We start from the raw sequence: 24,072 nt of genomic DNA on the forward strand, positions 1-24,072 counted from the left end.
TAAATGTTAAAAAACAGGAGGTTCTTCATACTTTTTTTCGTCATTTTCTCTTGTGAGTTCAAAAATTACTGTATTATCTGGATCAGGGCAAGAAATATAAGCTTTATCAGGGTTTTTTTCCCAAGGTAAAGTTCCACCATATCGAAGCGGGGTGATAAATGGCCATAAAGTCATAAACGCCCAGCCACAAAAATTAATAGGCACAGGTTGTCCATTTGTGTCGATATCAAAAGTATCTCCTACTTTGAGGCCTGCAGGACATTTTCCAGAGCCTCTGATTTCAATAATTTTTATTTTTATCTTATATATTTTTGCCATTATGTTATTTCACCTTAATGAATTTTAGCATAAAGCCAATTTGTTTCCAAGTAGGTATTTTAGTGAATTTTTACTATAATAGAAAAATTACTGAGAGGAGTAAGGATGGGTCGACGAAAAAACAATAAATCTTTCAACATATTTTTAACAGTTATTGTTCTAATACTAATTCTTGTTTATGGCTATCTTTTTCAGGACATTTCCCCAATTTTTTCTCCACAAACAGCCCTACCTACTCTGAAAAGTGCTCAATTATTCGTTGAGCCAAATGATGGAAGGTCGTATATAATAGATGCAATAGATAATGCAAAAGAAAGCGTGGACCTAGAAGTATATATACTATCCGATAGTAAAATTATAAGCGCATTGATTAATGCAAAGAACAGAGGAGCAATAGTTCGGGTGATTTTAGAAGAAAATCCTTACCTTGGATATGGAGCGAATAAAGTAGCAAAGAATAAACTTGCTCACTACGGGGTTGATGTTAAATGGTCTAACAGAGTATACAGATTTACGCATTCAAAGTTTTTTGTAACAGATATGGCAAATGGTTACATACTGACACTTAATCTTTCAAAAAGTGCGTTTACTAAAAATAGAGAGTTTGGAATAATAACCCAGGATTCCATATCTGTCGGTGAGCTTGAAAAAATTTTCCAGGCAGATTGGGATAGAAAACCATATAGGGTTACAGAATCGCCTCTTGTTGTAAGTCCTGAAAACGCAAGAATAAAATTGGAAAATCTCATAGAAGGGGCAGAAAAAGAAATTCTTGTTTATGCAGAGGTGATGAATGATGCAGCTTTTGAAAAGCTACTGGTTGCCAAAGCACATAATGACGTGTCGGTGCGTGTTATTCTGGCAGATCCTTCAGATATCGACTCTAATGCTGATGCATATGAGCGGTTCTCAGTTTCTAAGATTCAGGTATCAATTTGCTCAACTCCATTTACGCATGCCAAAGCTATTCTTGTTGATGATTCTACTGCATATATTGGTTCAATTAATTTTTCTACTACTTCCTTTGACAAAAATAGAGAAGTAGGCATTATTGTTTCTTCGCCTGATGTTATTAGCAAACTAAAAACAACCTTTTTCTCTGATTTTCGACCATAACTGAATTTTGAAACTATGACTTTTTAATATTTTTTTTGAACATTATTTACTTGTTTTTGTAAAAAATTAAACGAGGTATATAATAAAAGACAATGGAAAGAAATGGAATGCATAAATATTTTTTGTTAAAATGTTTACTTAGCCAGCAATAAGGAGAAATAGATGAGTAATAAGGTTGGCAAATGGTTTGAATCATCTCCCTACACCGTTAACAATAAAATTATTACACGGTTTGATCAAAGGAAAAACATATTTGGGCGAATACTCAATGATACAAAAGCGCCTTTTTATAAAAAAAGCATGTACAAGAATGTTAAAAAAATTCTTACTCAAAAGAACAAGGGGTATTCCCGGATTGAATTTGCCAAAGTTTTAGGAGCATGGGCTGTTTATGATTATTTTTACAAAGCATTTTCTTGGGAAAGGCCAACCGAGCAGAACAACATTATGGATAAGCCTGACCTTAGGAAATATCCTGTCAAAAATAGAAGAACAATGAGCAAAGAAGTTAAAGACGCAGCAAAGTTGTATGGTGCATCTCTTTTGGGTATATGCGAAATCAACCCGCTCTGGATATACTCAACTAATTTGTTTGAGCAGCCAATTGATATCCCAGATAACTATAAATATGCAATTGTTATGGCAATGCACGTGGATGACAAGTTACTTAAAAGTTCTCCAACCTTTCCGGCTTGTGCCGCCAGCGCAATTGGGTACTCAAAAATGGCTTTTTGTATAGCATGTCTTGCAGAATTTATTAGAAATTTGGGATATAATGCTATTCCAATGGGTAATGACACTGCTTTAAGCATCCCGCTTGCAATTGATGCTGGTCTTGGAGAATTAGGGCGGAATGGTTTATTAATTACGCCCCAGTATGGGCCAAATGTAAAAATATGTAAAGTATTTACAGATTTACCGCTGGAACCAGATGAACCTATCGAGTTTGGAGTTGCAAACTTTTGTAAGAAATGCAAAAAATGTGCAGAGGCATGTTCTGCTGATGCCATACAATTTGAAACAGAACCCTCTTTTAAAACAGTATCCCTATCGAATAACCCTGGGATATTACGTTGGGCTGTAGATCATGACAAGTGCTATACGTTTTGGATTAAAAACGGAGGTGATTGTTCAAATTGTATTGTTGTATGTCCTTTTACTCCTTCATCCGTTTAAACAATAGGATCTTACAATGGAAAGGATTAATTTAAAAAGGAAGCGATGAATATGTCAAAATATATTTTATTAGAAGTATTGCATTTTTTTAAAAAAGGTAGTAATATTACGAGAGATTTTGAAAGTTTGAATCGAAATTGTATAATTTTGCATGCTGCTTTTAGCTATGAAGACATGACGGAAAAAAGAATAAAGGAACTAGTATTTAGCAGAGCAGAAAAAGGTGTATTTACAGATGGATAAGTTATCGGGAAAAGTACAAGTTTTTTTGTGGAGTGTGGTTTTAGTTCAGAGACAGTTGAAGTAAGTAAGAGGGAACAAGTATTTCATAGAGAAATACTTGTGTGGAGAATAAAAAAAATTAAACAAGGAGGAAAGAATGTTTAAAAAAGCAGTAATTGTAGTGGTAGCACTAGCGTTAATAGTAGGTTTTGCCGGATGCGCACCGGCAGCCGAAGAAACTCCAAAAGTAGAACAGGTATTAACGTACAATGTGGGAGCTGAACCACAGTTTTTTGATCCAAGAAAAGCAACAGGAATACCAGAATTTACAATGTTGCTTAATCTTTTTGATGGGTTAATGAGGTATGACATTCAAGGACAGTTAGTCCTATCCATGGCAGAAAGCTACGACGTTTCTGATGATGGTCTAGTCTGGACATTTCATCTAAGAGATGCAAAATGGTCAAATGGCGAACCTGTTACTGCTTATGATTTTGAATATTCCTGGAAAACTGCTCTGGCACCTAAAACTGAATCTGAGTATGCTTACCAGATGTACTATCTCAAAAATGGAGCAGCATATAACAGCGGGGATATTACAGATCCTGACCTAGTAGGCGTAAAAGCTTTGGATGACAAAACACTTGTAGCGACTTTAGAGGCACCAACTGTTTACTTCACTTCACTTCTTACCTTTACTACTTATCTTCCAATAAATAAGAAGCTTGATATGGAGAATCCTGATTGGGCAAAATCTGCAGATAATTTTATTAGCAATGGGCCATTTACGATTACAAAATGGGAACATAACCATCAAATTGAAATGGTAAAGAATTCAAATTATTGGGATGCTGATAAGGTTAAATTAGATAAGATTGTTTTCCTTATGGTCGAAGAAAGCTCCACGGAATTAATGATGTTTGAGAACGGAGAAATAGATTTTGGAAACAATCCACCTTTACCTGAAATGGACAGACTAAAGAGCGAAGGAATTTTGACAATCAGCCCGTATCTTGGAACATATTATTATATGTGTAACGTAACGGAGCCTCCATTTGACAATGTACTTGTAAGGAAAGCTTTTGCTGCTGCAATTGATAGAGAATCAATTGTAACAAATGTGACAAAAGGTGGCCAGCTACCTGCAACAGCATTTGTTCCGGGAGGAATACCCGATGCTGCACCAGGAGCAGAGTTTAGAGATGTTGGTGGTACCTATTTTGAACCGTATGAGCCTGAAAAAGCAAAGCAATATTTAGCTGAAGCCGGTTATCCAAACGGCGAAGGATTTCCGGAATTTGTTCTTCTTTACAATACAAGTGAAGGCCATAAAATTATTGCAGAGGCAATTCAGGGAATGTGGAAAGATACTTTAGGTGTCACTTGTACTCTGACCAACCAGGAATGGAAGGTTTACCTTGACAATCGGAGCAAATTGAACTATCAGATTGCAAGAGCAGGCTGGATTGGCGATTATACCGATCCTATGACATTTATTGATATGTGGGTCACAGATGGCGGAAATAATGATACCGGCTGGAGTAATCTTGATTATGATAATTTTGTTGCTATTGCAAAAGGCACAGGAGACCAGGCTGTTAGAATGAAAGCAATGCATGATGCAGAAGATATTTTGATGGATGAAATGCCCATAATTCCTATATATTTCTACACAAATCTTAATCTTATTAAACCATATCTAAAAGATTACTATATATCCGCTCTTGGGTATACAGATTTTAAATTAGCATATATCGAAGAACATTAACGTTTATGGCCCCTCTCTGTGAGAGGGGCCATAAACTCTTAAAGAAGCGAAGCAGAGAAAAACATGAAAAAATATATTATAAATAGAATATTTTCGATGATACTTGTGCTTGTGGTTGTTTCGTCACTAACCTTTTTTTTGGCAAAGGCAATTCCTGGCGGTCCTTTTACAAAAGAAAAAAAGGTTCCCGATGTAATTTTACAAAGACTTGAGGAAAAATATCATTTTGATGATCCACTATGGAAACAATATGTATCTTATATGGGCAATCTCCTGAAGGGTGATCTAGGCCCTTCATTTAGATATGATGCTCTAACTGTCAATGATATCATAGCGAAGGGTTTTCCCGTTTCGGCTACAATTGGTTTTCTTGCGGTGTTGCTTTCGATTATACTTGGCCTACCGGCTGGAATAATATCTGCTTATAGACAAAACTTCTGGCAGGACAATACTGTAATGTTTGCTTCTTTAATTGGAATCTCTGTTCCTAGTTTTATTTTAGCAACTGCATTTATGTATTTTTTTGGGTTAAAGTTTAAAATATTGCCAATTGCAGGATGGGGTGGATTCCGTTATATGATTCTTCCTGCAATTACACTTGCTGCATATCCAACCGCATATATAGCAAGGTTAACCAGATCTAGCATGTTAGATGTGTTGAGCCAAGATTATATTAAAACAGCAAGATCTAAAGGCCTTTCAGAATTTAAGGTTATCACAATGCATGCGCTGAAAAATGCAATCCTTCCGGTCGTTACTTATATGGGACCAATGATTGCTGCAATTTTCACTGGTAGCTTTATCATTGAAAGATTATTTTTTATTCCCGGTCTTGGAAAATATTATGTTACAGCTATCTATGATAGAGATTATACAGTAATTCTTGGGACAACAATATTCTATGCATTTTTTTTGGTAACTGCAAACTTTATTGTTGATATTCTTTACGCATTTCTTGACCCAAGGATTACATATGCAGAAAAAAAGTAGGGAAGATATGGATGGGAAAAAACTTTTTACACCTATAAAAAAAGAAGAATTAGGAATAAAGGAATTTGTGAGACCACCAGTAGGTTATTGGAAAGATGCATGGAGAAGATTAAAGAAAAATAAATTGGCAATGGTCGGGCTTGTGATGATAATCTTATTGCTTTTATTTGCTGTTTTGGGTCCCCAACTTTCCCCTTATAAGTATGACCAAACTGAACTAATAAATTGCTATGCGTCTATGTCAAAAACGCATCTATTTGGCACCGATGCAATTGGAAGAGATGTTTTTACGCGAATTGCATTTGGAGCACGTATATCTCTTGCCGTTGGTTTTGTAGCAGCATTTATTAGTTTTTTTATAGGAGTTTTTTATGGTGGAATTTCAGGGTTTATTGGTGGGAAAACCGATAACATTATGATGAGAATTGTTGATATTTTTTACAGTGTTCCCGTGCTTCTTATTGTCATACTTCTCATGGTAATACTCCGGCCTGGTCTTACAAATGTATTTATTGCGCTTGGAATTGCTTATTGGGTTGGAATGGCGAGGATAGTCAGGGGGCAAGTCCTAAGTTTAAAAGAGCAGGAATTTACACTGGCTGCTCGTGCTTTAGGAGCAAGTAAACGAAGGATTCTAACAAAGCATCTTATTCCAAACACAATGGGTCCAATTATTATTACTGCAACTCTTCTTATTCCAAATGCAATTTTCTTTGAGGCATTCTTGAGTTTTATTGGGCTTGGTGTTTCTGCTCCAATGGCCAGCTGGGGTGTGTTAGCATCTGATGGTATTCAGGGTTTTCGATCTTACCCTAATCTTCTCTTTATCCCGGCAATTTTTATTTCATTAACAATGTTATCGTTTAATTTCCTCGGTGACGGCTTAAGAGATGCTTTGGATCCACGACTCAGAAAATAGGAGGAGAATGAATGACACAACCAACACTGAAAGTTGAGAATCTTACAACTCAGTTTTTTACATATGCAGGAGTTGTCCAGGCAGTTAGAGGAGTTTCTTTTGAAATTTATCCTGGCGAAGCCGTTGGGCTTGTAGGAGAATCTGGATGCGGAAAATCTGTAACAGGATTATCTATTATGCGATTAATTCCAAACCCACCAGGCAAAATTGTTTCTGGGTCTGTCTACCTTGACAGGAAAAACCTTTTGGAATTTAGTGAAAAAGAAATGAGAAGCGTTCGTGGCAATGAAATCTCGATGATTTTTCAAGATCCAATGACCTCTTTGAACCCTGTTTTTTCCATTGGGTATCAAATAATGGAGACGCTATTGCTTCATCAGAAAATAACAAAAAAACAGGCAAGGGAAAAAGCAATTAAACTGCTTGATATGGTGCATATAAAATCTCCCGAAGAGGTTATCAATCGATACCCTCATCAATTAAGCGGAGGAATGAGACAAAGAGTGATGGCGGCAATTGCAATTTCCTGTGATCCAAAAATAATCATTGCAGATGAACCAACTACATCTCTTGACGTTACAATTCAGGCTCAAATATTGAATCTCCTCACCGACTTAAAGACCAAATTGAATTCGTCGATAGTCTTGATTACACATAATCTTGCTGTGGTAGCAGGCTTATGTAGTAGAGTACTTGTGATGTATGCAGGATTAATAATGGAAGAAGGAACTGACATGCAGATATATAACGACCCGATGCATCCGTATACCTGGGGGTTAATGAAGGCTGTGCCTAAAATTAATGAAGAAGAAAAAGAGAGACTTATGACAATACCTGGTTTACCGCCAGATCTTCTATCTCCTCCTGAAGGATGTCCTTTTGCACTAAGGTGTGATTACGCAATGCAGATATGTTTCCAGAAAAAACCACCTTTTTTTGAACCCAAAAAGGGACATAAGGTGGCATGCTGGTTGATGGATTCAAGAGCACCTCGTGTGAAAAGGAGCATGTAATGAATGTCAAAACAATTGACGAACCAATCCTTCAAGTTAAACGTTTAAAAAAATACTTCCCGATAAAAAGAGGCGGTTTCTTAAAGAAAGAAACTGTTTTTGTAAAAGCGATTGATGATGTAAGTTTTAATGTCAGAAAGGGGGAAACTCTTGGCCTTGTAGGAGAAACTGGAAGTGGTAAGACAACTGTAGGGAGAACAATAATCCGCTTATATAAACCTACCAGCGGACAAATTATTTTTAATGGAATGGATATAACTAATGTTAATGAAAATAAAATGCAAAAGATTCGAAAAAAAATTCAAATGATTTTTCAGGATCCATACGCTTCTCTTGATCCGCGGCTTACTGTCGAAGAAATTGTCACAGAACCAATGGAAATCCATAGCCTCTACACTCCTGAGAAGAGAAGAGAGAAAGCAAAAGAATTACTGAATATTATTGGACTTAATCCTGAGCACTTGAATAGATTTCCCCATGAATTTAGTGGTGGTCAACGACAAAGAATAGGTCTTGCAAGAGCATTGGCAGTTGAGCCACAATTTATTATTTGTGATGAGCCCGTATCTGCTCTTGATGTATCTATTCAGGCCCAAATAATTAATACTTTTGAAGATCTACAAGAACAATTTGGACTCACTTATCTATTTATTTCACATGATATTGCAATGGTAAAACATATCAGCGATGATATTGCTGTGATGTACCTTGGTCGAGTTATGGAAACTGCGTTAAGTAATGAAATTTATAAACACCCACTTCATCCATATACTCAGGCTTTGATGACAGCAGTACCAATTCCGGATCCTCAAGCAGAAAAAAAGCGGGCTAGAATCATACTGGAAGGTGATATTTCAAGCAACATAAATCTTCCTAAGGGCTGTAGATTCAGGCCACGCTGTAAGTACGCAAAGAAAATATGCGAAGAGGTAGAACCTAAGTTAGAAGAAAAAGAAACAAATCATTTTGTAGCCTGTCATCTTTATTGATTAGCGGCATTTTTAATAATGTAAAAATTTTTTAAAAAAAATAGGTATAAAGTATTGACATGGATGATAAAATTCATATAATAGTTTGGCTTATGAGAATAAGCTGAAAGTTTGTAAAAACTTTCATTTTCTTCCTCCTTTTTAAGGAATATTAAACAATAAATAAAGCCCCTCCCCCGGGGCTTTTCTGTTTTAAGCTTAATAATCTGATGAAGATAATCTTGAGCTTAAATATTTGAATCGATAAAGTGTTGAGTTATTGTCGATTAAAGCGGAACGCGTAAACATTACATATACATAAGATATTATGCTTCGATTTCTTCGTCGATAATTGCACTTATCTTTTCAACTTCTTCTTTATTTCCTTTTATGATTGGATATTTAGGTAGAAACTGACATTGATAACTTGTAGAAATAGAGATATCATATGTGCCAATGTAACTGGCAATTTTTTCAATTTCGAGCTTATCCAATCCAATGAGAGGCCTATAAATGGGAAAATCTATATTTTTTTGAATGATATGGATATTCCTAAGCGTCTGGCTTGCTACCTGCCCTAACGAATCACCTGTAACAACACCTTCGGCCTTTATCTTTTCGGCAATGTGTGCTGCAACGCTAAGAATTCTGCGTTTACAGAAAATACAAATGTAGCGTTCTTTATCGTATTTTTTGAGAATTTTTCTTAAATCATTCAGGTATTCATTATGCGGAACGAGTATGAATTTTGTTTTGCGATCAAAAAGTAGAAAATACTCATATAATTTTCGTGCTTTCTCTTCTTCGCCTTTGTCTATAGTGAAATGTACAAATGTAATTCGCGCACCTCTTTTTAACATAAGAAAAGCGGCGACAGGCGAATCAATGCCACCAGAAAGAAGAGCAACAATACTTCCTTGCTCACCAACAGGAAGTCCACCAACTCCTCTCAACTTATCAGTATAAAGATAGGTTCCGTTGCGTAAAATTTCAATGCCTATAAAAAGATCAGGATGTTTTAAGTCCACATTTAGATTGGTTGCATCTTTGATGGCGCCACCTACAATACGCTCAATGTCAGGACTTTTGACGGGATATTCTAAGTAGAGTCGCTTGACGCGCACTACAAAACTTTTAATCTCTTGTTCAGCTTGCTTGTCTTTCGCTAATTGAACAGCACTGCTTTTAATTTCATTTAAGTTATGGCCAATTTTTATAGCCGGACTGAATGAAACAATCCCCGGAAGATAGCTCATTTTTTTCGCATTGCTCCAGTTTGTATATACGACAAGTCTTCCGCCAACAATCTCTACTTTACTGCCATTAAACAGTTTCTCAATTTGTTCCTTTAACCTGCGTTTCATACTGTTTTGTGCTTTCCGACCCTTAGTTCCGATTTCTCCAAATCTGCATATAATTGTATGTTCCATTAAATGCCTCTCATTTTTTTGAAAAACGATTTATTATTTTCTTGAATACTTATGCCATCTTTTTGAAGCAATTCGCTAAAAATTTGCCGAAGCGCTGATTTTTCATAGGCATGTATCACTGCCTGTTCATGCGCTTCTTTGAGTGCTACAGGATAGCCCATTCCTTTTTCTGTTTGACTCAATAAAAGTTTGTGTAAAAGATCAATTTTTTGTTTGTCATGTGCTATAAATGCTGGAATTTCTACTCTTGCTATTTCGCTTCCCACGTTAAAATAGAAGAAAAATATTGGAGCAGTATAATAACGCAAAATCGGCGCATTACTCCTAAATAGTGCTGAACGTTCGCCACTTTTAAGCAATCTGCCGAAGATATCAGTGTCCTGGAGTATATCAAATTGTTTTACGTCTTCATTGCTTGTCTTTTTTTCACTGCTAGTAATTTGTAATTTTACTATACCAGTGACATCTTTGGAACGAGATCCGCTTATATATCCTGCAGTAGGAATATTTAACTCCTGACTTTTTTGAAAAAGCAGCTGGAATCTATTGATAAATTCTTGTTTGAACTGCTCATTTCGGTCTTTTACTTCCCACTGGATTAATGTTCCGTCGAGAAGAGATATTACTGGAATATTTTCATTTTTTGTTTTTTCAAGAAGAGAAGAAAGCGAAATACTCTCTTCTAAGAGCATTTTGGAATCTAATACTTCACCTTTAATCATCATTTTTTGTCCACCCATATCTACAAAAAGATCTTTCTCCGTATAAAACATTTTGGGTACTGAGTTTGCAAAGAAATAAGGAGTATCACCGTATTTGATACTAATTTCTCCTATATTAACAACATAGTAATAAAGAGGAAAATCAAAGTCAATAGGAATCTCTGATCCGTCTGTAGCAACAACAATGTAATCCTGCATATCTACATCAGCGTGGATTTTGTCAAGAGGGTTACTCAAAGGTGTAGCTACAGGAAAATTAACATGCATAAAATTTCGTTTTATTTCAATTTCGCTTGCTGAAACATCTTTTAGTATTTCTAATGCTCTTTCGATAAGGTCTTTTTTAATCACTTGCAAATCTTTGCTCTCTTTTACTGCATTTTTCATTTCCGGCAGTATTTTTTCAATTTTTAACATTTCACTCTCCTTATCTATTATAGAAAAATTTAAAAAAGAAGTAAATCAGTTATTTAGTAGCTTTACATTAATTTGCAACCAACCGGTAGCATAACTACAGTAGAATATAACATTGATTTTTTGGCTCATAACAGTATAATCGCTATATGAAAGATGTGATAACACTCTTTTCGATATTAATCTTTTTGGGAGTGCTTGTAAGACTTAAAACAAATATCGGAATAACAATCTTGCTATCTGGTATTTTGCTTTCAATTTTTAAGCAGATTCCTTTGATTGAAATTGCCAAAGCATTCTATGTAGTGGCTACTGCCTGGGATACCGTACGATTGACATTAATTGTGGTAATTATCACATATTTTGTAGAATTATTAAAAGAGGCTAAATTTCTCGATAGAATGGTAAAAAGTTTTTCAGAGATATTTTCCGCTAAATTTTTTGTGCCAATCTTTGCGCTTATCATAGGTACATTACCTATTCCTGGAGGAGCACTAATCTCTGCTCCCTTAGTTAATGAAGGAATGAAGCAGTCAAGTGCAACAGCGGGAGAAAAAACAGTAATAAATTTTTGGTTTAGACATATCTGGCAGCCAACGTCACCGCTTTACCCGGATATGTTGCTTGCTTCATCAATTTTGGGTGTTTCAATATTACGCATTATCTTTGTACAATGGCCGTTTTCAGTTTTAATGATCATTTCCGGGTTAATTTTTCTTGTGCCTAAGATCAACTGTATTAATTGTGCAAAAAGAAAAGTTAGCAAAAGTGCTGTGTACGAGCTGATATTAAGTATTATGCCAATATTCATTGTATTAAGCCTGATACTTATCTTCCATATATCGATTATTCTCTCTGGAGTTGTTGGAATAATTTATGTAATTATAGTAAGGAAACTCACGCCTAAAAACCTTTTAAAAGCTTTTCGTTGGAGACTTCTTTTAAAATTAGCAATTCTTCTGTTTTCGATTTTCTATCTAAAGCACGCTTTTATAAAAACAGGTATTATTGATGGAATATATCTTTTTCTTAACGAACGAAACTTTCCTTATTTTTTTATTTTATTTTCTTTGCCGTTTGTGGTAAGCCTTATGACGGGAGCAGCAGTTGCTACGGTAGGGGTTTCTTATCCATTACTTCTTCCTTTGCTACTAACTCCACAATTAAACAATGCTAATCTTTTTATTGCTTTTCTCGGAGGCTGGAGTGCGCTCATGCTTACTCCGACACATTTATGTCTTTCGCTGAGCATGGAGTATTTTAATGCAGTACCATCGAAAATGTACCTACTGCTTTTGAAGAATATAATATTTCTTATGCTGGGTGCTACATTTTGGTTTTTAGCAGTTTTTCGTTAAACTATTGATTTTTTGAGTAGTTTTGGTATTATTGGCTCGCAAAACAGGATGGAGAGATGACCGAGTGGTTTAAGGTGCACGCCTGGAAAGCGTGTGTGGGTCACAAGTCCACCGTGGGTTCAAATCCCACTCTCTCCGCCAGAAAAATACCAATAATAAATCTCAATGCGCTAATAATAAAAGTTGCTATTTTTTATATTTTCGTTTTTTGAGTTAAAATAAAAGAGATAAAAGCTTTTTAAGGGAAAGGATCTATTAATGATATATAAAATACTTGCTGATATAATTGTTACAATGCATTTTGCCTGGATTCTTTTTATGTTAATTGGTTTTTTATTCACTTTATATGGCTTTTTTAGAAAAGATTTTTGGGACATGTGGCTATTTCGAACAATACATCTCTTTGGCATAGTATATGTCAGTTTTTTAGCTATTATGAGAAAAAATTGTCCTTTGACCCTGTTAGAAAATGCTTTAAGGGCAAAATATAACCCTAACCTGATTTATCCTGGCTCGTTTATGGTTTATTACGTTGAAAAACTTGTTTACCCGGATGTTAATCTACTGTTAATTCTTATTCCGACCGCTTTTATTGCTATCTTTTCTATTATTATTTTTATTATAAAACCACCGGCAAAAATAAAATTAATATTCAAATGCGTTAAAAGTGTTTTCTAATTTTTTATTAGACGACCATTCGCTAGCCCTTATTTTTTACGTTTATTTAAGCTGTCTCTCTTTGACAAAAACATTGCAAATCTTATACTTTAATAAAAAGAAAGGAGGATTTTCTTATGAACTTAAATATTACCTTAAAAGGTATTGAAGAGTTATTGCCAGAAACAGAAGCACGAATTAATGCAAAAATAGGTAAGGTAGAAAAATATTTTAACAACATTCAAGATGCAAAGGTTTTAATTGTTAAGCAACGTGGTCAATTTATTATGGAAGTAACATTACATGCAGCAGGCAAAATATTGCGTGCGGAAGGTAGAGGTACTTTGATAGACAAAGCATTAGCTGAAGCCTCGGAAAAATTAGAAAGACAAGTTCGCAGATACAAGGAGCGGCTTACAAATCCGAAAAAAGAAAAGCAAATGCCAGAAATGACTTCGACGATTGAGGAACAACCGCGTGTTGTAAAGTTCAAAAGCTTTGCCATGAAACCAATGAGTCTTAATGAAGCAATACTTCAGTTGGAATTACTTGACCATGATTTCTTCGTATTCAAGGAAGCAGACACAGAGCAAATAAAAGTCATTTATAAACGAAGGGATGGTAATTACGGACTCATCGAGCCAAAAGAGTAAATATGCTATTAGATATATTTGACCCCGTCAAAAAGAATCTTAAAAAGTACGAGGCGATTGTAAAAATAATAAACAGTTATGAACCTGAAATTAGCAAACTCTCTAATGAAGATTTGGCACACAAAAGAGTGGATTTTAAGGAGAGACTGACAAATGGAGAATCAGATCAAACCATTTTGCCTGAGGCATTTGCCGTTGTAAGAGAAGTAGCTAAGCGTACTATTAACATGAGGCATTTTGATGTGCAATTGGTCGGAGGAATTGTATTATACAATGGAAACATTGCCGAAATGAAAACAGGTGAGGGGAAAACACTGGTTGCTACTCTTCCCTTGTACCTTAACGCTTTACAAGGAAAGACTGGGCATCTTGTCACTGTTAATGACTATTTAGCAAAAAGGGACAGTGAATGGATGGGGCCGATTTATAAATTTTTAGGACTTACCACAGGAATAATACAGCATGATTCTACTTACGAAGAACGAAAAAAAGCATATGCTTCTGATGTGACATACGGTACGAATAATGAGTTTGGTTTTGATTATCTCAGAGACCATATGGCAATCAATCCCGAGCAAATAGTTCAAGGAACGCTTCAATATGCGATAGTAGATGAAGTGGACAGTATTTTAATTGATGAGGCACGAACGCCGCTTATTATATCTGGGCCTTCTGAAACATCCACTGATATGTACTACACTGGTGCTAAGCTTGCGAAAAATCTTATTGAAGGCGAGGATTTTGAAGGCGATGATAAATTAAAAACAGTTTCACTTACACCGGAAGGTGTGAAAAAAATTGAATCAAAACTCCACATTGACAATCTGTACGAGGAAAAGCATGTGGATATAGTAAAGCACATTAACCAGGCATTGCGTGCAAAGATGTACTTCAAAAAAGATACCGATTATATTGTCAAGGAAGGCGAAGTTGTCATAGTGGATGAATTTACCGGTAGACTAATGTTTGGTAGAAGATACAGTGATGGGCTGCACCAGGCAATAGAAGCAAAAGAAGGACTTGTTGTTAAAAGCGAAAGTCAAACGCTTGCAACTATTACCTTTCAAAACTATTTTAGAATGTATGAAAAATTATCAGGAATGACTGGTACTGCATTCACTGAGAGAGATGAATTTCGCGAAATATATAATCTGGCAGTTTACTTAATACCCACGAACATGCCGGTTATCCGCGATGACAAAGAGGATGTGATCTATAAAACAGAGCGAGCAAAATTTAGAGCAATAATCCAAAAAGTTGCAGAGCTACACAAAAAAGGCCAGCCCGTGCTTGTAGGCACGCGTTCTATTGAAACTTCTGAAAGATTATCCGCTATGCTAAAAAAAGAAGGAATCCCACATAACGTATTAAACGCGAAGTATCACGAGAAAGAAGCCATGATTATAAAAGATGCAGGACAATTCAAGGCAGTCACCATTGCAACAAACATGGCAGGTAGAGGCGTTGATATAAAGCTTGGAAAAGGAATTACAGATCTTGGAGGTCTGTTTATTCTCGGGACGGAAAGACATGAAGCAAGACGTATCGATAATCAATTGCGGGGAAGGTCTGGTAGGCAGGGAGATCCGGGTGTGTCGCAATTTTATCTTTCGCTTGAAGACGAGCTTGTACGCATTTTCGGAGGAGACACAATTAAGAAAATTTTTAATACATTAAAAGTTGACGAAAACGAACCTATCGAAAATAAATTCTTGACAGGTGCTATCGAGCGGGCACAAAAAAAGGTAGAAGCATATAACTTCAGCGCCAGAAAAAATCTATTAGATTACGATAATGTAATGGAAAAACAGAGAGAAGTAATATATGAAGAAAGGGATCGAATCCTAAAAAGTGAATCGGTTCACACTGAAATTATAGAAATAATAGAAAATGTCGTTAATACAATATTTACTACACATTATAATATTGATGAAGATATTGAAATAAGCGAAGAGGAAGTAAAAAAACTCGAACATACTCTCACGCACCTAATAAATAGGCCCGTGCACTTTGACCTTGCAACGCTTCAGACGATGAATGCAGAATCAATATTGCGCTCTATTACGGAATTGGCGATAGAAGTTTATGAAGAAAAAGTTGCTTCAATGGGGCCTGAATTGTCTAATCAAATTGAAAAATATGTTTTTCTTAGAACAATTGATTCTAACTGGAAAGAACATCTCTACGGAATGGATGATCTAAAAGAGGGGATTGGGTTGCGGGCATATGGACAGCAAGACCCATTACTTGCCTATCAAAAAGAAGGGCACGACCTTTTTGATAGTATGATGGAGCGAATCAAATTAGATACGGTTGAAACTCTTTATAAAATACAGTTGAAAGGCAAAAACGAGACGCAGAAAACACAGGAAGCTAATAGCGTGAAAACTTTTCATAACAAAACATCGGAGTCAAGCATCTCCAAAGAAGAACGGCAAAAACGAAGAGCTCTAAGGAAAAAGTTAAAAAAAAGAAGGAAGGGCTAATTATGCTTTCTGTTATGATGAAACGTAGAATCAATTTATTTTTGCAGCGTATAGAAAAAGGACTTGATTATTCCTGACTGAAAAAAAAGGAAGAGGAAGAAACTTCACTAAAGAACATACATTCCCTTCCTGGATTCTGGGCCAGAAATGATGCTAAAGAAAAGGCACAACTATATTCCATTGTGCAGAAAAAAATTAAAAAGTTCAAAGAGTTAGAACAATTGCAATGTGATATTAAAGCAATGGAAGAACTTACAAACGAGACAAATGAAATAATGGACGACGAAATGGAGCCTCTTGTTAAAAAAGGTGAAGAATTGCTTAAGGAATGGGAGGTCGAGCAGTTTCTTTCTAACCCATATGATAGTTTGAATGCATTTGTGTCTTTTTCCTCAGGAGCAGGCGGTACTGATGCGCAGGATTGGACTGAAATGTTAGTGCGAATGTATATTAGATGGTCAGAAAGAAAAAAATTCAAAGCAGAACTCCTGGAAGAAATGCCCGGAGATGAGGCAGGTTTAAAAAGCGCTCTCCTCCACATTAAAGGAGATTTTGCTTATGGGTTGTTAAGAGGTGAAGCCGGAGTACATCGCCTTGTTCGTATATCCCCGTTCGATTCTAACAAGAGAAGACACACATCTTTTGCGCTTGTGGAAATTACTCCTGAGTTAGCAGATATTGAAGATATAGAAATAGATCGTAAAGATCTCAGAATCGATATTTATTGCGCAAGTGGACATGGCGGACAAAACGTGCAAAAAGTGGCAACTGCGGTACGCATCATTCACATTCCAACGGGAATCACTGCAGAATGCCAGAATGAACGTTCTCAACTACAAAACAAGGCAATGGCAATGAAAGTGCTTAAATCTCGACTTCTAATGAAACAAGAAGAAGAAAGAAAAACAGAGTTAAAAAAAATAAAAGGAAAACATAAATCCGCAGAATGGGGCAATGAAATACGCTCCTACGTGCTGCAACCGTATAGAATGGTCAAAGACCATCGAACTGATCAGGAAACAGGGCAAGTGGAAAAAGTATTGGAAGGAGATTTAGATGCGTTTATATGGACATATCTTACACATTCAAAAGCATATAAAACCGACTAAAAAGTCAATAGTCGCAGGACTGCTAAGCATAGCAGGTATAACAATAGGTTCGGCAATATTTGCTGCAGGATTTAATATATTTATCTTGCCAAATCATATAGCACCCGGTGGATTTATTGGAATTGCCGTGATTCTCCATTATTATTTCCCATTTCTACAAATTGGAACAATGATAATTATTATGAATGTTCCTCTCTTAATCATTGGATTAAAGAGACTCGGATGGAATTTTTTATTCGGAACTATTGCAGGTACACTGCTTTCATCTGTGTTTATTGATCTATTTGCACCATATCTTCCACAACTTCAGACAGATGCAATTCTTGCCGCAATATACGGAGGATTCCTTATGGGTGCGGGAATCGGTATTATCTTCAGATCGTTTGGTTCAACAGGAGGAAGTGACTTACTTGGGCAAATTATATACGATTTTACAGGATTGCCTTTTGGACAAGCAATGATGCTCATTGATGTGGTTATTATTATCCTTGCCGGTGTTGTGTTTCGTAACATCAATGTTTCACTTTACTCAATTATTGCTGAACTTGTAAGCAATAAGACAATTGACATCGTGCAAAGTGGCCTGACATTTTCAAAAGCAGTATATATTATTACGCAGAAACCTGTTAAAATTAAAGAAGTAATTTTAAATGAAATAAAAAGAGGGGTAACAGAAATAACAGCAATGGGTGGATACACGGGAGAGATTAAAAAAATGCTCCTTATTGTAGTGCCACATACTCAGGTATCCAAGATTAAAAAAGTTGTGAGAGAGGCAGATCCTGAAAGTTTTGTAATTGTAGCAGAACTCTCTGAAGTGATAGGCAGCGGATTTAAATCGATAAAGGAGCGAATATGATAGAAATTAAAGAAGCAGTAAAAACCTTTGAGAATGGTGTAACTGCTCTCTCAAAGATTAATCTTCGTATTGAAGAAGGTGATTTTCTATATATGACCGGAGAATCTGGTGCAGGAAAAACAACTCTTTTGAAACTCATTCATTGCGATGAATTCCTTACGTCAGGTAAGATTTTATATAATGGAGCTCCAATCCTTGCACAATTTTCTTTGCATCTTTGGAGGAGAAAGGTAGGATTTGCCTATCAGGATTATATGTTAATGGAAAATAGAACAGTTTTTGAAAATATAACGCTTCCAATCCAGATACAAGGAGAAAATTTTTCCAAAATGAGTTCTCGCGTAAAAACTGTATTGCACGCATTGCAGTTGCAAGACAAGACAAATAAACGTGTTAATGAACTTTCCGGCGGCGAAAAACAACGAGTTTCAATGGCAAGGGCACTTATTGGAAAACCAGACATACTGCTCCTGGATGAACCGCTGGGCAACCTCGATAAAGATACTGCTGCAATTGTATTTAAATACATTACGGCTATGAATGAAGAAGGTACTACTATCATTATGGCGACTCATCATGCTGTTCAAGTAGACAGCCGCCCGCTAAAGATGATAAAGCTCCGCCGTGGAAGGCTTGCGCAGAAAGAATATGTATAGACTTGTACACATATTAAGACAATTTTTTTTAATTCTAAAAGAGAGTAAAAAAGCGATATTTATTTCGATAATCTTTCTTTTAGTAGGACTTATCACATTAGGGAGTAGTTATATTGTGGGCAGAAAACTCTTTAGAACCTCTCTTACATTAAAAGACACAATATCCATCACGGTATTTTTTAAATTAGATAATACTGAGGAAGAAACAAATAAATGTCTTAATGTGATAAAAGAAATTGATGGCATAAAAAATGTAACATATATCCAAAAAGAACAAGCAAAGGAAGATTTTGAAAGATTGTTCCCACAATACAAGGACGTTATTGCCGCTCTCCCTGAAAATCCGCTTCCTTCAACTGCAAAAGTAGAGATAGACGATCTTTCAATGGGTAAAAAAATCGTGGATATCATTTCTACATTTCCTGTTGTAGACATGGTAATTTTTTCAGAAGATTTAGCAAAAAAAATTGATAAATTAATTAATCTCGTATGGTTTTTATTTATTTCAATTTTACTGGTGGTAGCATTAGAATTTATCTTTACTGTCCAGAGCATTACTTCACTTACGATTGACTTAAGAAAAATGGATATAAAAGTCATGAAACTCGTTGGAGCTGACAATGTATTCATAGAAATACCATTTATCCTTTTATCGCTTTTTTCAGCATTTGTAGCCTGGTCTATTTCAATTTTTGTGCTACAAAAAATAAATGGCTGGAGCAGTGGTATCGTTCAAAATTTGTTACCTTTCTCTGGTAAAATTTCTGATGTAAATACTGTACAAATTTACAGTGTGCTCCTCGTTTTTTCGGTTGCAATGAGCTTGATAGGTAGCGTCATTTCCCTTAGGAGAGTAAAATGAAAAAGATCTTGGTAATATTTCTTATCTTTTTTGCACTCCTTGCCTTGTTTCCGCACACCGCGTATTCAGATTTAGATGAAGAGCAAAAAAAACTTGAAAGATACAAAATCGAGCTGGAAAAAATAAAGAAAGCAATAAACGATACAGATATTAATGAAAAAACTGCTCAAACTTTACTTAACAGTATTTATAATGAAACCGACAAAATTACTTCAAACATCATCGTGATACAAAATAAAATAAATGTCATTAATGAAGAAATAACTGAAGCCGAAAATATGATTCAACAAAAGACCCAGGATATTCTGCGAAATGAAGACCAGATTAAAGCTTCTATTAATTTAGCATATAAACTTACCGCAATTTCTCCTATAAAACTATTGTTAACAGGGCAAGATCCCGACATAATTAATCAACGCATTGCATACCTCTCATACATATCTCTTTCCAGTAAAACGATACTTGACAAAACAAAGGAGGAAAGAGAATTATTAGCACAAAGGAAGGAAGATCTCATAAAAAATAGAGAATATTTAGACCAGTTCCTTTCTGAAAAATGGAAGCAGCAAGAAGTTTTAAAAGAAGAAATAGTAATGCAAAACCAGCTTATTGGAACATTGGAAGCCAGAAAAATTGCTTACACACAGAAGAAAAGTGAAATTGAAAAAGAAATTGAAAAGGAAAAAGCGTTGATTGAAAAACTTATACGGGAGGCAGCCGAAGCTAGTAGAGTACTCGAAACAGGACTTATCTGGCCAGTAAAAGGCTCTATTACTTCTTATTTTGGCTGGCGGATACATCCTATATGGGGAGTGAGGGAATTTCATGAGGGCATTGATATAGCAGTGCCAACTAATACTAAAGTATTGGCAGCTGCAAGCGGAAGCGTAACATACGCAGGATGGATGACAGGATACGGAAATGTTGTTATCCTTTATCATGGCTCAAATATATCTACACTTTATGCGCATCTTAAGCGTTTTGCAGTTAAAAATGGTGATTTGGTAGCGCAAGGGCAAGTTATAGGTTATGCTGATAGTACAGGTTGGTCTACTGGACCTCACCTACATTTTGGGGTCTACCTTGGTGTTAAGGCAGTTGACCCCTTAAAATACCTTTATCGTCCTTGACGAAATCTCTATTTTCTGTAAAATAAATAACTCAAATAAAAAGAGGTGAGAATACAAATGACCGAAAGCAAAATTTATGTAGAGTTTTTAAAAGAAAAGGAAGAAAATAAATACAAACTGGTTCACCGAATTATTAAGGAAGGTAAAACGATTGCAAGACTAAATTCTGATTTTACACCGTTTTACCCTGCAGATTGTTTGCAAAAAATTTCGCAGGTTTTATTAAACAAAACAACCGATGATGAAGAAAAATAAAGTCCTTCTAATCGTGACTGGCAGTGTTGGAGCTTACAAGGCTGTTGAGATACTAAGGACTTTAAGAGATTTAAATATAGACGTCAGGGTTATCTTGACTGAGGGAGCAGAAAAGTTTATTTCCGCGCTAACCTTCTCTTCTTCTGGTGCAGAAAAGGTTTTTACAGAGCAGGATCAATTCTCGGTCGATGACGAAGGTGTATCTGCACATATTTCATTATCAAGATGGGCTGATTGTATTCTTATAGCACCCGCTACTGCAAATACAATTGCTAAGATACTGGCTGGTATTGCAGATAATCTTGTATTGTCCACAATTTTAGCCTCCAAAAAACAGATATTTATTGCCCCCTGTATGAACACAAACATGTTTGAAAATTCAATTACACAAAGAAATATCAATGCGTTAAAAGAGCACGGAGTGATATTTATCGGACCAGAAGAAGGAAAACTTGCTGATTTTTCTGTGGGGTTAGGCCGACTTACCGATCCAGAAAAAATAGCACAGTTTGTTGTTTCATTTATGAATAAAGATACTGAATTATTCAAAGGAAAGAGGTTTGTCGTTACTGCCGGTCCTACAAGAGAATATCTTGACCCAATAAGATTTGTTACAAATGATTCTTCAGGAAAGATGGGAACTGAAATTGCAAAAGAAGCAAAACGAATGGGAGGATATGTACATTTAATTTGCGGCCCCTCTTGTGTTGATGCGATTGGATTGGATAAAATAGATAAAATTACGACGACAGAAGAGCTGTTTAAAAAGACAAAAAAAGCTATGGAAGACAGTGATATTTTAATAATGTCTGCTGCCCCTGCAGATTTTAAGCCAGAAATTGTGCAACCAGGCAAGATCAAAAAAATATCACAGCTTAATGTTAAATTTCTCAAAACGATTGATATCATAAAAGAAATTGGGAAACATAAAAATAATAAAATTATCGTAGGTTTCGCACTGCAGACTAAAGATATAGAAAAAAATGCAGTGGAAAAGATGTGCGATAAAAAAATGGATATAGCTATTGCAAACAGCAATTTAAACATAGGACAAGATTATGGAAGTGTTTTAATTATCGATAAAACAGGTAGAAAAAAAGTTGTCCGGAATGAAACAAAGCAAAAAATCGCAAGAGAAATTTTAATATTTTTAAAAGAGTTTTTGGGAAAGGAGAGGGGAAATGGTTAGAAATGGAAGACAAAGATTTGTTACCACAGAATCTGTGACAGAAGGTCATCCGGATAAACTTGCGGATCAAATTTCCGATAAAGTACTTGATGAAATTATCCGAAAGGATCACAAGGCAAGAGTGGCCTGCGAAACATATGTAACACATGGTTTAATCATTGTTGGCGGCGAAATTACAACTTCTGCGTGGGCTGATATTGCTGGAATTGCAAGAAGCACAATCAAAGATGTAGGATACATTGACCCCAAATACGGTTTCGATTATCACACCTGTGGTGTTCTTAATGCAGTAGGACGGCAATCTCCAGACATCGCACAAGGTGTAAATAAAGGTGGAGCAGGAGATCAAGGGGTTATGTATGGTTATGCAATCAATGAAACCGATGTACTTATGCCGCTTCCAATTGTTATCGCACATAAACTCACTGAGCAGCTTGCAAGGGTAAGAAGAACAGGTAGTCCAATAAATAATATTGGACCGTTCCTTGGCCCTGACGGTAAAGCTCAGATTACTTTAAGATACGAGGAAGGTAGAGCAATAGAGGCAACAAATATTGTTATATCCACTCAACATACCGAGGAACTGCTTGACGAAAAAGATCCATTACAAATGTCACTCGAGGCACGCCAAAGAATCATAGACGCAATAGCAATGCCTGTTATACCAAGTTATCTCATCACTGACAACACACACTTCCATGTTAATCCCACGGGGAAATTTATCGTAGGTGGCCCTCAATCTGATACTGGAATGACTGGCCGAAAACTTGAAGTTGATACATATGGCGGCATGGCTCCTCATGGGGGTGGTGCATTTTCGGGGAAAGATCCAACAAAAGTAGATAGATCAGCAACCTATATGATGCGTTATCTTGCAAAGAACATTGTTGCAGCTGGACTAGCGCAGGAATGCCTTATCCAGGCTGCTTATATTATTGGAGAAGTTCAACCTGTTTCATTCACTGTAGATACATTTGGTACGGGAAAAGTCAACGATAAATTGCTTGAAAAAACTGTTATGAAGTTTGTCGATCTTTCGCCAAGAGGAATTATCAAAAAACTTAACCTTCTCAGACCAATCTACCAAAAAACTGCTTCATACGGGCATTTTGGAAGAAATGAGCCTGAATTTACCTGGGAGAAAACTGATCTTATAGAATTATTACAAAAAAAACTTGGATAACAACATATTGTACGGGGGTATCGTAATTGATGGACTTGTTCTGAACAAGGATCTATTCTATTATAAAATTCCCCGTTCTTTGGTTAATACCGTTCAAATAGGTAGCAGAGTTGCAGTGCCATTTACCGGAAAAAACGAACTTCATTCAGGATTCGTATTCGATATACGGAAAACTCCTCCTCACGATACTCGAAAAGTAAAAGCAATTTCAGATATAATTGAAGAGCCGCTATTTGGGAAAAACATAAGAGACCTCTTTATATTTACTGCAACACAATATCTTTTGCCATTGCATTTTCTTGTCAATCAATACATAAAAACCATAGGAGTAAAACGGTTAGAAAAATATATACAGTACACACCGGATCTTAAAAAATTTAACAAATCTTTACAAGAAGAAAATGGCATTAAAAGAGAGCTTATTGATTACCTTGCTGAAAATAAACTTTGTTCTTTATCGTCCATTAAGAAAAATTTCGGCTGTACAGCCTTGCAGCTCATAAAAGATTTAGAACAGATTGATCTTATTAAACGTATTACGTTAGAGACAGGAAAAACTACTAAATATCTGGTTCTTGCACATAGCGAAAAAGAAACAGAAAAAATGCTGGACAGTATA

At 35.9% G+C, this 24,072-nt stretch carries 23 protein-coding genes, 1 tRNA gene and 1 pseudogene; 22 read left to right on the top strand and 3 right to left on the bottom strand.

The window, feature by feature from the left end; genetic code table 11:
* Positions 1–6 precede the first annotated feature (6 nt).
* Positions 7–318: a TIGR04076 family protein gene (locus U9Q18_00625; protein MEA3312864.1), complete on the bottom strand. Its 312-nt coding sequence runs from the start codon at positions 316–318 to the stop codon at positions 7–9.
* Positions 319–423: 105 nt separating this feature from the next.
* On the opposite strand from U9Q18_00625, the gene U9Q18_00630 reads away from it, so the two are divergent.
* The 8 genes from U9Q18_00630 to U9Q18_00665 all read left to right on the top strand — a co-directional run bounded on the left by U9Q18_00630 (position 424) and on the right by U9Q18_00665 (position 8,511).
* Positions 424–1,434, top strand: coding sequence for a phospholipase D-like domain-containing protein (locus U9Q18_00630; GenBank protein ID MEA3312865.1), 1,011 nt, complete (start codon positions 424–426; stop codon positions 1,432–1,434).
* A 162-nt stretch (positions 1,435–1,596) separates the two neighbouring features.
* Positions 1,597–2,610 (top strand): reductive dehalogenase, encoded by a 1,014-nt coding sequence (locus tag U9Q18_00635; GenBank protein ID MEA3312866.1) that lies wholly within the window; start codon positions 1,597–1,599, stop codon positions 2,608–2,610.
* Between the two features lie 51 nt (positions 2,611–2,661).
* Positions 2,662–2,853: a hypothetical protein gene (locus U9Q18_00640; protein ID MEA3312867.1), complete on the top strand. Its 192-nt coding sequence runs from the start codon at positions 2,662–2,664 to the stop codon at positions 2,851–2,853.
* Between the two features lie 136 nt (positions 2,854–2,989).
* Positions 2,990–4,600, top strand: a complete 1,611-nt coding sequence (locus U9Q18_00645) for a peptide ABC transporter substrate-binding protein (GenBank protein MEA3312868.1) — start codon at positions 2,990–2,992, stop codon at positions 4,598–4,600.
* A 63-nt stretch (positions 4,601–4,663) separates the two neighbouring features.
* Positions 4,664–5,590: an ABC transporter permease gene (locus U9Q18_00650; protein MEA3312869.1), complete on the top strand. Its 927-nt coding sequence runs from the start codon at positions 4,664–4,666 to the stop codon at positions 5,588–5,590.
* 7 nt (positions 5,591–5,597) lie between these two features.
* Positions 5,598–6,509, top strand: a complete 912-nt coding sequence (locus tag U9Q18_00655; protein ID MEA3312870.1) for an ABC transporter permease — start codon at positions 5,598–5,600, stop codon at positions 6,507–6,509.
* Positions 6,510–6,520: 11 nt separating this feature from the next.
* Positions 6,521–7,522: an ABC transporter ATP-binding protein gene (locus U9Q18_00660; protein MEA3312871.1), complete on the top strand. Its 1,002-nt coding sequence runs from the start codon at positions 6,521–6,523 to the stop codon at positions 7,520–7,522.
* Positions 7,522–8,511 carry an ABC transporter ATP-binding protein gene (locus tag U9Q18_00665; GenBank protein MEA3312872.1) on the top strand — a complete coding sequence of 330 codons (990 nt, stop codon included), beginning with the start codon at positions 7,522–7,524 and terminating at the stop codon, positions 8,509–8,511. Before U9Q18_00660 ends, U9Q18_00665 begins: the two co-directional genes overlap by 1 nt.
* A gap of 305 nt (positions 8,512–8,816) precedes the next feature.
* Here the strand turns inward: U9Q18_00665 and thiI are convergent, their stop codons facing one another.
* Positions 8,817–9,920, bottom strand: coding sequence for a tRNA uracil 4-sulfurtransferase ThiI (gene thiI / locus U9Q18_00670; GenBank protein MEA3312873.1), 1,104 nt, complete (start codon positions 9,918–9,920; stop codon positions 8,817–8,819).
* Positions 9,920–11,059, bottom strand: coding sequence for a DNA double-strand break repair nuclease NurA (locus U9Q18_00675; protein ID MEA3312874.1), 1,140 nt, complete (start codon positions 11,057–11,059; stop codon positions 9,920–9,922). Before U9Q18_00675 ends, thiI begins: the two co-directional genes overlap by 1 nt.
* Before the next feature lie 146 nt (positions 11,060–11,205).
* On the opposite strand from U9Q18_00675, the gene U9Q18_00680 reads away from it, so the two are divergent.
* The 14 genes and pseudogenes from U9Q18_00680 to U9Q18_00745 form a co-directional block, all read left to right on the top strand.
* Positions 11,206–12,414 (top strand): DUF401 family protein, encoded by a 1,209-nt coding sequence (locus U9Q18_00680; protein MEA3312875.1) that lies wholly within the window; start codon positions 11,206–11,208, stop codon positions 12,412–12,414.
* Positions 12,415–12,464: 50 nt separating this feature from the next.
* Positions 12,465–12,555, top strand: a tRNA-Ser gene (locus U9Q18_00685).
* Between the two features lie 117 nt (positions 12,556–12,672).
* Positions 12,673–13,092 (top strand): DUF2784 family protein, encoded by a 420-nt coding sequence (locus U9Q18_00690; GenBank protein ID MEA3312876.1) that lies wholly within the window; start codon positions 12,673–12,675, stop codon positions 13,090–13,092.
* A gap of 116 nt (positions 13,093–13,208) precedes the next feature.
* Complete coding sequence (gene raiA / locus U9Q18_00695; protein MEA3312877.1) at positions 13,209–13,724, top strand: ribosome-associated translation inhibitor RaiA; 516 nt, start codon at positions 13,209–13,211, stop codon at positions 13,722–13,724.
* A gap of 2 nt (positions 13,725–13,726) precedes the next feature.
* Entirely contained in the window at positions 13,727–16,210 is a 2,484-nt protein-coding gene (gene secA, locus U9Q18_00700; protein MEA3312878.1) for a preprotein translocase subunit SecA, read from the top strand.
* Between the two features lie 2 nt (positions 16,211–16,212).
* Positions 16,213–17,319 (top strand): annotated as a pseudogene (gene prfB, locus U9Q18_00705) (peptide chain release factor 2).
* On the top strand, positions 17,267–18,178 hold the full coding sequence (locus tag U9Q18_00710; GenBank protein MEA3312879.1) for a YitT family protein: 912 nt from the start codon (positions 17,267–17,269) through the stop codon (positions 18,176–18,178). The pseudogene prfB and the gene U9Q18_00710 overlap by 53 nt, the downstream one beginning before the upstream one ends.
* The gene (locus U9Q18_00715; protein ID MEA3312880.1) at positions 18,175–18,834 is read left to right on the top strand and encodes an ATP-binding cassette domain-containing protein; all 660 of its coding nucleotides are present in this window, start codon (positions 18,175–18,177) and stop codon (positions 18,832–18,834) included. Before U9Q18_00710 ends, U9Q18_00715 begins: the two co-directional genes overlap by 4 nt.
* 115 nt (positions 18,835–18,949) lie before the next feature.
* Positions 18,950–19,696 (top strand): permease-like cell division protein FtsX, encoded by a 747-nt coding sequence (locus U9Q18_00720; GenBank protein MEA3312881.1) that lies wholly within the window; start codon positions 18,950–18,952, stop codon positions 19,694–19,696.
* On the top strand, positions 19,693–20,826 hold the full coding sequence (locus tag U9Q18_00725; protein MEA3312882.1) for a peptidoglycan DD-metalloendopeptidase family protein: 1,134 nt from the start codon (positions 19,693–19,695) through the stop codon (positions 20,824–20,826). The genes U9Q18_00720 and U9Q18_00725 overlap by 4 nt, the downstream gene beginning before the upstream one ends.
* A gap of 57 nt (positions 20,827–20,883) precedes the next feature.
* Positions 20,884–21,081: a hypothetical protein gene (locus U9Q18_00730; protein MEA3312883.1), complete on the top strand. Its 198-nt coding sequence runs from the start codon at positions 20,884–20,886 to the stop codon at positions 21,079–21,081.
* Positions 21,065–22,270 carry a bifunctional phosphopantothenoylcysteine decarboxylase/phosphopantothenate--cysteine ligase CoaBC gene (gene coaBC, locus U9Q18_00735; protein ID MEA3312884.1) on the top strand — a complete coding sequence of 402 codons (1,206 nt, stop codon included), beginning with the start codon at positions 21,065–21,067 and terminating at the stop codon, positions 22,268–22,270. The genes U9Q18_00730 and coaBC overlap by 17 nt, the downstream gene beginning before the upstream one ends.
* The gene (gene metK, locus U9Q18_00740) at positions 22,263–23,453 is read left to right on the top strand and encodes a methionine adenosyltransferase (protein MEA3312885.1); all 1,191 of its coding nucleotides are present in this window, start codon (positions 22,263–22,265) and stop codon (positions 23,451–23,453) included. Before coaBC ends, metK begins: the two co-directional genes overlap by 8 nt.
* The coding region (locus U9Q18_00745; GenBank protein ID MEA3312886.1) for a hypothetical protein at positions 23,446–24,072 on the top strand (627 nt) is incomplete at its 3' end. The genes metK and U9Q18_00745, both read left to right, overlap by 8 nt.

It is taken from the genome of Caldisericota bacterium (assembly GCA_034717215.1).
Taxonomy (GTDB): Bacteria; Caldisericota; Caldisericia; order Caldisericales; family Caldisericaceae; genus UBA646.